The organism is Paenibacillus sp. VTT E-133291 (genome assembly GCF_002264395.1).
Taxonomy (GTDB): domain Bacteria; phylum Bacillota; class Bacilli; order Paenibacillales; family Paenibacillaceae; genus Paenibacillus_AQ; species Paenibacillus_AQ nitricinens.
The window spans coordinates 239,686-251,020 of the sequence record NZ_NFVA01000001.1; the positions used below are offsets into that span (position 1 = coordinate 239,686).

The following is an 11,335-nucleotide window of genomic DNA, read 5'->3' on the forward strand; positions in this document are numbered from 1 at the left end:
TTTCATGGGCAACGACTTATACAGAAAACTAGGTGCATCCTTTCTAATTTCCGCTGGAGTAATCTATGCTATCGAACGTGTGGGCTCTTTGAAAGCTCGCAGCCATGAAATTGTAGCGTTATACGAAGCAAAAATGTTCGAGGCCCTACCTGAAACTCATATTACAGGCTTCTTCGATAATATCTTTGTGCCAATCCTTTCGTTCTTTGGTATGATACTTTTCGTATATGGGTTCCCGAAAAAATAAAATGAGATTTTTTGTTTTGAAGCTATGGCAAAAAACTCAATTTTCATGGTACTTAATAAAGTGACAGAGGAGGTACTTAAATGGCGGAAAGAAGATGTGGTATTGTCAAATGGTTCAAAGAAGATGAAGGTTACGGACGAATAATGCTAGACGGGCAGGAAGGTAACCATGTTTTTGTTCACTTTAGCGAAATACTACCAGACCCTATTAAGTTACCGAACGGCTTTCGGTTTCTTAAAGAGGGTCAAAATGTTGCATTCGACCTATTCGAGTTCCCTAGTATAGTTGATTCTCAACGTAGGACAGCTAAGAATATGCAAATTTTAGAGGACTGAAGAAATCGAGACGTACTTCACAAATATATAGACTTTCGGGACTCATAATTAAGCTCTAACGGGACACGTTACTTAAATGAAATAGCGACAGTCTGGACTTTATTTTATAGACTTTTTATGTCGCTGTTTCAATTTCTAGGGGCAGTCTAAAACTTATATTATGGATTCTGATGCATGCATTTAAATTGATAATTATGAATACGTAATTTTTGAAAAAGAGGGATTACAATGGTTTCAATTGTTCAAATGATACTTTATGATTCTTATAAAATTCGCGACATAGACCGTTCGGAAACAATAGAATTGACGTACAAATTAAAGAACGGGGTACTTGAAGAAATAAAAACAGCATATGAATGTCCCAGATGGACAGAAGATATCTATCTAGAGATAATATCCCGATATGAATATGAACTCACCAATTGGTGGTACGGCTTTTGGAGCATTTGACGGAGATAAACTGGTCGGGTTTGGTGTTTTAGCTCATATGATCAGGGGTTATGATAATGACAGCCTTAAGATTGACCTTATGTATGTGACACGGGAATATCGAAGAAAAGGAATCGGTAGCCTTATTATGGAATCTCTGAGTACAGTAGCGATTGAAAAAGGGGCGAAGCACTTATATATTTCGTCTACCGAGACTGAATCTGCGGTGAAGTTTTATACTAGTCATGGTTCAGCAATTACATCAGAGATTGATTTGGAATTATTTGAAAAAGAACCTAATGACATTCACATGATAAAGAAATTATAATCACCAGAATAAAGTTGGATTTTAACTAAACGGGTAGGATAGTTGAATTATTCAGGGGCATGATATTACCAAAAAATTTGGAGGAATCGCCCTTGTTTAAATCGATTATTTCATTGATTTTAATCTTTACGCTGTCTGCTGGAATCGCATCAGCTAAGCTTACGTTAGCTTTTTCAAATGTGGGGTTGGACAAGCTAAAAAAAGTTGCGGAATTCAAACTACTAGTACCGTCTCACTCTGTTAAAGGTTATAAGTTAGAAATAAAGGAACCTTATCCGCTTGTTCTTAGTCAATCAGTTTCAAAAGTTAGACTTCATTTTTTTGATGAATCAGGAAAGACATATTTATTTGGCATTGAAGAACATAAGGCTGTTGGTTATAAAATAAACCGAGTTGTCACTAGTTTAGATGTTCGTAACCAGATAAGTACAACAAGAACTATAGTCGAGGATTTTAAATTTAATGAACGTGGAGAGAAAATTAACATAAACGGAATCGAAGGGCGTTTTGAACTATGGGCTAATCATACACCAGGAGGATACCTTCGATGGGTACAAGATGATACTTTCATTGAATTCGACAGTGGGGATTTGACTAAAGAGGAAATGGTCGCGTTAGCAAAATCAATGAAATGATTAAGTGGTTGAACAAAAGGATTATGATTTCTGAGGGCTTGCCATGGTAATGCTCCTCTTTTATTTATTGAAGTGGCATTTTTAATAGTGTGGAGGGAGAATGATCGATGAAAGGTCGAGTTTATGTAGAGTATAGGCGTTGAGGTTCGTAATGGACACCCTTCCTTTGGAGATGAACTAATCGGAGGGCTTAATTCACTTGGCGAAAAGTCAGAATAACTATCTACACTACTCACACGATAAAAAAAGAAATCGCACTTTATGAGTAAAGTAGATGTACCACCTACCTCTCAAAAAAGGAACGATTTCTTTGTAATGTCCGCATTCATTATCAATCTTAGCTAATTGGGCAGCTCCTTCTTCAAGCTAATCGTAACCGTAGTGCCTTGACCCGGAGTGCTGGAGATGCTTAGCCCATATTGAGGACCGTATTCCAGCTTAATCCGTTCGTCCACATTTCGCAGGCCATATCCGCTCTGGAACAGCACATCTTCCTTGGCTTGGCTAAGTGTCGCGCCGTTGGCAAAGCCGACTCCGTCATCTGCCACTGTAAAGCGAATCTCATCCTCCAGCAACTCGCCTTTGATCCAAATCCGGCCCATGCCACGTTTCTCACTGATACCATGTTTGATCGCATTTTCTGCGATAGGCTGAAGAATCAGCTTCAGAATGCGGACTTTGCGCAGCGATTCCTCAATATCGTATTCAATCTCGAATTTATTCGGAAAACGCATTTGCTCGACAGTCACAAAACTTTCCACTAGGCGAATTTCTTCGTCGACAGTGACGAATTTGTCGCCTTTATGCAGGCTAATCCGAAAAAAGGTCGCCAGAGAAGAAATTAGCCGCTCAATGTCGGGCTGCTTCTTTAGCCGGGCAATCCAGGCGATCGCATCCAGTGTGTTGTAGAGGAAATGAGGATTGATCTGCGATTGCAGCGCAGTCAGCTCGGCTTTGCGTTGCTTCTCTTTCTCTTCATCCTTTTCCAGCATTAATTGGCTGATCCGTTCTACCATCTGATAGTAGCTGTTCTCTAGCTGGAAAATCTCATCGACCTGTGCCCGCTGCTCATAGACAGCAGCTAAGTCTTTTTTGCCAAACAGACTCAGCTTCTTCTTCAAATTCAGTAGTGGACGGGTGATTTTGGCCGCCAGATAAAAGGAAAGAATCAGTAGGACAATGAAGGTAACACTGGCGAAAAGAAGGGCATTTCGGTTACCCTTGGCAATTCCCTCCAGCAATTTGTGGCTAGAAATCACACTGGTGAACTCCCAGCTAACGCCAAGCGTCTCCAACCTAGGATTCAAAGGATAAGTAGCAATGATGTAGGAGTTACCGTTATCTGACCAGGTGCGATAGCCTTCCTTCTGACCCGGATGAAGGGGGGCGTTCTCCTCCAAAAAATTGCCCAAGAGCCGCTTGTCGGGGTGAGATATAATCCGGTCGCTGGAAGTCAGGAAGGAGTAGCCAATGCCAGTGAAACTGGAGGAATAAAGATCAGCCAAGGCGGATTCTCTGACATAGATGATGACAACCCCGATATTTTGCCCCGTATTGAAGTTCCGGAATTGCTGTCCGAAAGGAATATAGGCATTGCCGTCACCATCCCGTTTGATCTCACCGACAACAGGCATGCTGCTCTCCTGTATCCGTTTAATAAATAAGGCTTCGGGAACCTCAAGCATCTGCTCCTTGGACTGATAAGAATAAAGCATATTGTCATTTGTGCTTATAATCACATTGCCCACGAGAGCATTCTGGGTCAGCATGCCGTCGATGATAGCTCCGATCCGTGATTCCTTGTCTGTTACCGGCAGGGAATCGTTATTAATGATCTGGTAAATATCACTGTTCACTAGAAAGCGCAGAAACAACATCTGAATATCATCGACCATCAACTCCACACTGAGACCAATTTGGCGCTGAGTCTGGACGACATGGCGGTACAGATCCTTTTGAAGATAGGTATAGGAATAGAAGTTGAAAATAACAAGCATCAGCACCAGATGCAGTGACAATCCCACTAACAGAACAACAACAATCCGACTTTTGATCTTGAACCTCCGCATCAAAGAATTAATCCGGTTGGCCATCGTTAGCTTAACCATAGGTTTTTGCATATTCGCTCGGTGGGATGCCCGTCATCTTTTTGAAAATCTGGCTAAAGTATTTGGAGTCAGTGAAACCAACCTGATTGCCCACCTCATAGACCCGGTACATCGGATTGCGCAGCATACGTTTGGCTTCTTCAATCCGATATTCCGTCAGACATTCATAGAAAGTCTTGTTCAAATCTTTGCGGAATAGATGCATTAAATGGGTTGGACTGACGAACACCGCAGCAGCAACCATCTCCACGGTAATGTTCCCAGCATAATGCTCCCGGATAAAAGCGAGGGCGTCTCTGATTTCACGCCGGCATCGAGCTCCGGCCTCTTCTTCAGCGTACAACACGCGTTCAATACCAGACAATGCACGCTGCGCAGCAAGCCAAGCCTGTTTGTATGAATCTACGATTCCGTTCCATTCTTGAGTTGGTTTGCCGATGCCTACGCTAAGAGCCTGGCCGAAGTGCTGCTGGCTCCATTCCGATAGCTGCTTACCTAATCTGCGGGCAGAATCACCGGCAAGCTCAGGTTCATCGGTTCGGAGAATCATAACCCACTCCAGATGACTATCGCGGAATAGACAGAGCTGTTCAAAAGAATACGCTTCCAGAATAACCGCTGCTTCATCCACCAACGCTTTGCCTACATCAGTTCCTTGAAGACCATTATCAGCAGGGAAGGCTATGGACAGCGGCAGCATAGCTTTTCCTGGTTCCAATTGCAGCTCCAGCAGCTTTATTTTGCTGGTAATGAATTCCTCACTATGCAGCTGGCCATGCAGTAAATCCTGCCAGAATTGTTTGGATATCGCGGCAATTTCCTCATTAAGCTGCGAATATCGCTTGGAGAGTTGCTTTTTCCCCAGGATTTCATCACCAACGCTTCTTACTGTATCTGCGAGTTCTTCTATGTTAATGGGCTTCAGCAAATAGGTGGAGGCACCATAACGTAATGCAGCCTGCGCATATTGAAATTCGTCATAACCGCTAAGTACGACAATGCCTACGAGCATGTCCTGCTCCCGTATTTTCTCGATGAGTTCAAGACCATTCATATAGGGCATACGGATATCGGTAATAATCACATCCGGGCGGTGTTGTAGTGCAAGCTCCAAACCCTCCTCACCATTGCTGGCTTCTCCTATGATCTCAACGTTGTATTCTGCCCAGTCTATGGTTTGAGTGATGCCCATACGGACGAGATATTCATCATCTACTATAAGCGCTTTCAACATTGGCCTCACCTCGAAGTAGTTTCTAATATGTCTTACAGCCATTATAAACATGAAACCTCTTTTAGAGGAGCGATAATTTCTTAGTTGTCAGGATCACAAACGATTTCGCAGTATGTTCCCCGGTGGCTTTGTACAACGATAACCTCATAGCGGATGTTCTAAATATTTCAACAGCTTAACAAACCGTTTCATAGGATTCCATCCTAACTTTTGCAAAATGTACTGTGATAGACTTTAACCGTAAAAGAGCGGTAAGCGCTTTTATAAATACATGACATCGAAATTGAACGCTGTAGGAGGAGTACCCTTGATGCAAAATTCATTTATTCCATTCGGGTTTCAATATTACCGTTCCCCGACCCCATTCCGGGATCAATGGGAAAAAGACCTGAGCAATATTGCCGGGCAGGGCTTCAATTGTGTGAAATATTGGGTGCAGTGGCGCGCCAGCGTGTCTAAAGAAGGGATCTACGAGTTCGATTATATTCAGGAGCTGATGGATATTGCTCAACGGAACGGCTTAAAGGTCATTTTGAACGTGATTTTCGATGTGGCGCCAGCCTGGTTTTATAAAAAATATCCTGATTCCAAAATGATCACAGCAGACGGTTCCGTACTGGAACCAAGGTCAATTAACTGCCGCCAGATTGGCGGAGCTCCTGGACCTTGTTATCACCATGCAGCTGCAGCCACGGAGAAGGCGAAATTTCTGTCGGAAACAGTGAAGACATTCAAAGATCATCCTGCACTCTGGGTGTGGGATTTATGGAATGAGCCTGAGCTGACGACAGGGATTAAGCGCAAGTTGTCATTTGACAACCAGGTATGTTATTGCGGGCACTCCGTGCTGGCATTCCAAGAATGGCTGAAAAATAAATATATTACTCTGGAAGCTCTGAACGAATCATGGCAGCGGACTTACGGAAACTGGGAGGAAGTAGAGGCACCGCGTGGGCAAGGCGTATTCAATGATTTGGTGGACTGGCGGCTATTCATGTCCGGTACTTTAACAGATGAGCTGCGGAGCCGGGTAGATACTGTGAAGTCACTAGATCTGCTGCATCCTGTTATGGCACATACTGTGCCAGCTCCTATCTTCAATATGATTACAGCAGGATCAGACGACTTTAAGCTGGCTGAGCCCTGTGACCTGACAGGCAATAGCCTAGGGTCCTCAGCTTGGTCGGCTGATCTACTGATCTCTGCCGCCAAAGGCAAACCGATCATCAACTCAGAGATTCATGCGCTGCCTGGCAATACGGCGATGAAACCGCACCAGCCGGAGCTGCGAGAAATGAAGGGGCATATTCTGACCCCGCTCGCCCGTGGCATCACGGGATATCTGTTCTGGCAGTATAGACCGGAGATATTAGGACAGGAGGCTCCGGCTTGGGGCAGTGTGTATTTGGACGGCAGTCCAACCCCATGGTACAAGGATATGGCCCAACTAAATAAGCTTGTGCAAGACAATAAGCAAGAGCTTTTACAGGCAAAACGGCGTGGGGACGGGATTGCTATTCTATTCAGCCCGCAGAACCAAATCGCAAACTTTGCTGCCCATGATCATTTGGACACCTATAACGATTCCCTGCAAGGTGTCCATAAACTGCTACATGATCTTAATTATAAAGTGGAATTTCTGCATGAGTCGGATGTTACGGAACAGACATTGGACCAATACCGCTGCCTGTGGATGCCTTATCCACTGTATCTGAACCGTAAACTGTGTAACCTCCTGCGTGAGTGGGTTGAAAAGGGAGGCATATTGATTTCGGAATGCTCCTTCGGAGCGCTTCAGGCAGAGAATGGCTGTCACAGCTATACAGTTCCCGGTTACGGATTTGATGAAGTCTTTGGGGTTCGGGAGACTTGGATTCATTCTGCCGAGAATCTGGATCATAGCTATCATCAGGTAGCATTCGAATCACGGACGGCGATCCCACTCCTTAATGTAATGGAGCACAGCAAGGAAGGGGAAGCAGCCGAAGATGATAAGGCACACGGCTCCTATTACAAATCAGATATTTCGCTGCAAAGTCATGTGAAGGTCCTAGCCGAATTTGCCGAGGACAACATGCCTGTGTTGACGGCCGCCGCTTATGGCAATGGGCGTGCTGTGTGGTTCGGTACCTTGCTTGCGGCTGCCTACTGGCAGGATGGACATACCGGAACGCTCCAGTTGGTGCGCGATCTTTTACAGCAGGAATTGAAGCTACAGCCGAATGTGCATGTAAGCGGCGGTGTCCGCGTCGACCTTTCCGAGTGGGAAGTTGCAGAAGACAGAGGTGCGTTCCTCTATGTGCATAATGAAGGGAACATGTTGGCAGAAGCCAAAGTTACGCTGCCTGCCAATTATACTTCAGCAGAGCCATGGTTTGACGATGGGAACGCCACAATCCAGCCAATAAATCCGTCTGAACCTTCACCAACTCAACTGTCTATACGGGTAGAAGCTGGAGATGTTCAAGTATTTCGATTATCTTAGCCGGCAGCAGTTAAGATCGAAGATTATAGAGCTGGTGTAAGCCAGCCAAAGGAGTGTATCCATTTGGGTTTGTTAGATTATGTTAATCCATTACAGGGGACTAAGTCGGATTTCCGCTACTCACACGGTAATACGCTGCCGCTTACAGCGATGCCATTTGGCATGGCGGCTTGGAGCCCGCAAACCCATGAAGCAGGGGGGACCTGGTTCTTCCATCCGCACCATCGCCACCTGGAGGGTATACGACTAACTCACCAGCCCAGTCCTTGGATCGGAGATTATGGACATCTTACACTGTTGCCGCAGACTGGACCGTTATTGCTCAGTCCTGGTTCGCGATCTTCTTCCTTTAAACCGGAAGAGATGCAAGTGTCCCCACACTACTTCGGAGTGACTCTTCAGCGATATCGTACCCGACTGGAGCTGACCCCTACAGAGCGCTGTGCGGTGATTAGAATTACATACGCTAAGGGACAGCAGAACAGGCTCATAATAACACCGCTAAAAGGCGAGTCTCAACTCACCTTTCAACCGGAGAAACGCAGGATCATCGGCTTTACAAGGGGGCATACCGCCGGGGTACCCGATAATTTCGCGATGTATTTCGTCTTCCAATTCGACACAGACATTCTCATGGAGGATTCGGGAATCTTTGACGGGGAGTACCAACCTTTAGGGACGTATGAAGGAACCGGCGATAAGCTGGGCGCATACGTAGAATTAAACATACCGGAATCCGGTGTAATAGAAGTGAAATGCGGCACTTCCTTTATTAGTGGGGAGCAAGCGCAATTGAATCTCGATCGGGAGGTTGGTGGGCACAGCTTCGGAGAGATCTTGAGCAAAGCAGAGGCAGGCTGGGAAGAACGGCTGAGCCGTATCGTAGTCGAAAGCGCGGATGAAGAGAACCTCCGTACCTTTTACAGCTGTATGTACCGGATCTGCCTGTTTCCTAGAACATGGCATGAATATAACGAGCAGGACGAGCAAATTCATTACAGTCCTTTTAACGGCAGCATTTGCCGGGGTCCAATGTATTCAGATATCGGACTGTGGGATGTATACCGGACTAGCTTCCCGTTATACAGTATCCTGTTTCCATCCTTGCTCGGTGAGATCATGCAGGCTTGGACATTAGCTTACGGTGAAAGCGGCTGGCTGCCAAAGTGGCTGTCACCAGGCGAACGCAGTGCCATGCCCGGCACTCTGATCGATGCGTCAGCTGCGGATGCCGTAGTTAAGGGCATCGGCGGCTTCGACGTAGAGCTACTATATGAAGGTTTGCTGAAGCATGCAGATCGTCCGGCTACAGACGAGAAGCTGGGTAGACGAGGGCTTGAATTGTATTTGCAGCACGGTTATCTGCCACATGATCGTTTCCATGAAAGTGTAAGTAACACGCTGGATTATGTATACGGAGATTTCTGTATTGCTCAGGTTGCCAAAGCACTTGGCAAAATGGATGACTATGAGCGTTTTATGGCCCGGGCCCAGAATTATAAGCTGCTATTTGATCCGACGGTTGGGTTTATGAGAGGTCGCAACGAGGACGGTACTTGGCAGGAGGAATTTGATCCCCTAACATGGGGTGATCCGTTCTGTGAAGGTGGGGCTTGGCAAGGGAGCTGGGCAGTTCCCCATGACTTCCCGGGATTATCCAGTCTGATGGGTGGCGAGGAAGCTTTTGTTCAGCGTCTGGACCAGTTAATGGCCGAGGAACCGATATTCAAAGTGGGTTCTTATGGCTTGGAAATTCATGAAATGTCAGAAATGGCCGCGGCCGATCTGGGGCAGTTTGCCATCAGCAATCAGCCCAGCTTCCATATACCTTATATTTTCGCCCGACTCGGGGCGTTGTCCAAAACACAGTACTGGGTTCGCAAAACCATGGCTAAACTGTTCAACAGTGGAATGGATGGGTTACCCGGTGACGAGGATAATGGCAGTATGGGTGCTTGGTATATTTGGAGCGCCATCGGCCTGTATCCGTTAAGTCCCGGAATTCCGGAATATGTGCTCGGAAGTCCCCTCTTTGATAAAGTAACGATCCAGCTTGAAAATGGGCGGCAATGGGTCATTGAAGCGGAAAACAACAGCTCCGCCAATGTATACAGTAAATCGATTCACTGGAACAATGCGCTTTGGAATCACCATTCTTTGCCTCATGAAGATATTATGAAAGGCGGCGTCCTGAGCTTCAGTATGTTTTCGGGGTTAGCCCCAACATAAGAGCAATGCTAAGCAGTCCGGAACATTCCGGGCTGTTTTTATATTTATAGATGGAGCATCTTGCTCTTTTTAGGCAAATGGTGAAATGGCAAACCATTTCGCAGCATTCCCGCCTGTTTTTTCAAAGGTAACATGTCTAAGATCGAAGAGAATGAAAGCGCTTAATATGAGTGCGGAGAGGAGGAATCAACTTATGACTTTAAGACTTCATTCCAAAAGAAATCGACTTATCACTATTCTGTTCGCAATGATTGCTGGAAGCCTGCTGCTGATTGGCGCGATGAATGTGCAGGCTCCACAACAAGTAGAAGAACCACTTCTGACCCTTAACGGACAGGAGGTCACTGCAGCGGAGTTCAACTGGCATCTTCAAATGAATCGGGCACTGACTGCTGATTACTTCAAACAGACCTACGATGCCGACTACTCAGAGAAATTCTGGTCTACCGACTATACCGGCGAAAAACCAATCCACAGGTGGATAAAAGAATCCCAGACGCAGCTACTGACGAAGCGGATGGAGTTGCAGCTTGCTCAAGAAGCAGGAGTGGTATCGGATATCAGCTTTGAAGGTTTTCTAAAAGGAATGGGGCGTGAGAATCAACGGCGGAGTCAGGCGGTAGCGAATAAAGAAGTGGTGTATGGTCCTCTTCATCTGGAAGCGCAGGCCTATTACAGTTATTACATGAGCGACCTTGAGGATGCCACGATTGAGGCAATGCGCAGCAACGGAGGTATCGTGATTTCAGATGAACAGGTAAGGCTGGAATATGAAGCAAATCTAGCTGCTAAATATTCTCGGCCGGGAGCTATACGTCTTGAATGGGCGTCACTTCCTTTTGGTCCGGAAACAGAATACAAGGATCAGCAGGAGGCCTTGGAGAAAATGGAATTGCTCAGGGCAGCAGTAATAGCAGCAGAAATAAGATCAGACACTGGCATCCATCAGCAGGCAAAAGAGCTGGGTATAAACCTGGGCGAAGTCAAAATAACAAGTGCTTCACGACGAACAGCAGCTCTGGAAAATCCTAAGGCATTGCTTGCTGCAGATCAGCTTGCACCGGGACAGATTAGTGGCTTGTTTGCTGAAAATGGGGCCATTCATCTACTTTACTGTCTATCGGTAGAGGATGCAGGAGTTGAACCTTTCAATCAAGTGAAGGATGCCATCACACTTCATTTGGCGCAGCAAAAATTTAGATCCATGGTGGACGATCAGTTAGGCAAAGCTGTCGCAGAATGGAATTACCCGATGGCCGAAAGACTCGCAAACCAAGCCAATCAATAAATATTCAAGGGGGAATC

Annotated in this window: 9 protein-coding genes; 7 read left to right on the forward strand and 2 right to left on the reverse strand. The window is 45.8% G+C overall.

Translation table 11 applies throughout. The features are described from left to right. Nucleotides 1-4: 4 nt before the first annotated feature. The 4 genes from CA598_RS00985 (at nt 5) to CA598_RS01000 (ending at nt 1,974) form a co-directional block, all read left to right on the forward strand. On the forward strand, nt 5-247 hold the full coding sequence (locus CA598_RS00985; RefSeq protein ID WP_094875001.1) for a hypothetical protein: 243 nt from the start codon (nt 5-7) through the stop codon (nt 245-247). 80 nt (nt 248-327) lie between these two features. Beyond that, nucleotides 328-582 (forward strand): cold-shock protein, encoded by a 255-nt coding sequence (locus tag CA598_RS00990; RefSeq protein ID WP_094875002.1) that lies wholly within the window; start codon nt 328-330, stop codon nt 580-582. Nucleotides 583-985: 403 nt separating this feature from the next. After that, nucleotides 986-1,339: a GNAT family N-acetyltransferase gene (locus CA598_RS00995; protein ID WP_256990296.1), complete on the forward strand. Its 354-nt coding sequence runs from the start codon at nt 986-988 to the stop codon at nt 1,337-1,339. A 92-nt stretch (nt 1,340-1,431) separates the two neighbouring features. Next, nucleotides 1,432-1,974 carry a DUF4367 domain-containing protein gene (locus CA598_RS01000; RefSeq protein WP_179283551.1) on the forward strand — a complete coding sequence of 181 codons (543 nt, stop codon included), beginning with the start codon at nt 1,432-1,434 and terminating at the stop codon, nt 1,972-1,974. A gap of 341 nt (nt 1,975-2,315) precedes the next feature. Here CA598_RS01000 and CA598_RS01005 read toward each other — a convergent pair whose 3' ends face one another. Together CA598_RS01005 and CA598_RS01010 are read right to left on the reverse strand one after the other, a co-directional pair. Further along, nucleotides 2,316-4,094, reverse strand: a complete 1,779-nt coding sequence (locus tag CA598_RS01005) for a cache domain-containing sensor histidine kinase (RefSeq protein ID WP_094875004.1) — start codon at nt 4,092-4,094, stop codon at nt 2,316-2,318. Beyond that, entirely contained in the window at nt 4,075-5,316 is a 1,242-nt protein-coding gene (locus CA598_RS01010; protein WP_179283552.1) for a response regulator, read from the reverse strand. Before CA598_RS01010 ends, CA598_RS01005 begins: the two co-directional genes overlap by 20 nt. 310 nt (nt 5,317-5,626) lie before the next feature. Here CA598_RS01010 and CA598_RS01015 point away from each other — a divergent pair, with 310 nt between their 5' ends. The 3 genes from CA598_RS01015 to CA598_RS01025 all read left to right on the forward strand — a co-directional run bounded on the left by CA598_RS01015 (nt 5,627) and on the right by CA598_RS01025 (nt 11,318). Further along, on the forward strand, nt 5,627-7,801 hold the full coding sequence (locus CA598_RS01015; RefSeq protein ID WP_179283553.1) for a beta-galactosidase: 2,175 nt from the start codon (nt 5,627-5,629) through the stop codon (nt 7,799-7,801). Between the two features lie 57 nt (nt 7,802-7,858). After that, on the forward strand, nt 7,859-10,030 hold the full coding sequence (locus tag CA598_RS01020) for a GH92 family glycosyl hydrolase (RefSeq protein WP_256990301.1): 2,172 nt from the start codon (nt 7,859-7,861) through the stop codon (nt 10,028-10,030). Between the two features lie 193 nt (nt 10,031-10,223). Further along, nucleotides 10,224-11,318 carry a peptidyl-prolyl cis-trans isomerase gene (locus tag CA598_RS01025; RefSeq protein ID WP_179283554.1) on the forward strand — a complete coding sequence of 365 codons (1,095 nt, stop codon included), beginning with the start codon at nt 10,224-10,226 and terminating at the stop codon, nt 11,316-11,318. Nucleotides 11,319-11,335 lie beyond the last annotated feature (17 nt).

Bases quoted from the DNA above. Each gene is read 5' to 3' on its own strand.
- CA598_RS00985 (WP_094875001.1), top strand. From the start codon at position 5: ATGGGCAACGACTTATACAGAAAACTAGGTGCATCCTTTCTAATTTCC.
- CA598_RS00990 (WP_094875002.1), top strand. From the start codon at position 328: ATGGCGGAAAGAAGATGTGGTATTGTCAAATGGTTCAAAGAAGATGAA.
- CA598_RS00995 (WP_256990296.1), top strand. From the start codon at position 986: ATGAATATGAACTCACCAATTGGTGGTACGGCTTTTGGAGCATTTGAC.
- CA598_RS01005 (WP_094875004.1), bottom strand. From the start codon at position 4,094: ATGCAAAAACCTATGGTTAAGCTAACGATGGCCAACCGGATTAATTCT.
- CA598_RS01010 (WP_179283552.1), bottom strand. From the start codon at position 5,316: ATGTTGAAAGCGCTTATAGTAGATGATGAATATCTCGTCCGTATGGGC.
- CA598_RS01015 (WP_179283553.1), top strand. From the start codon at position 5,627: ATGCAAAATTCATTTATTCCATTCGGGTTTCAATATTACCGTTCCCCG.
- CA598_RS01025 (WP_179283554.1), top strand. From the start codon at position 10,224: ATGACTTTAAGACTTCATTCCAAAAGAAATCGACTTATCACTATTCTG.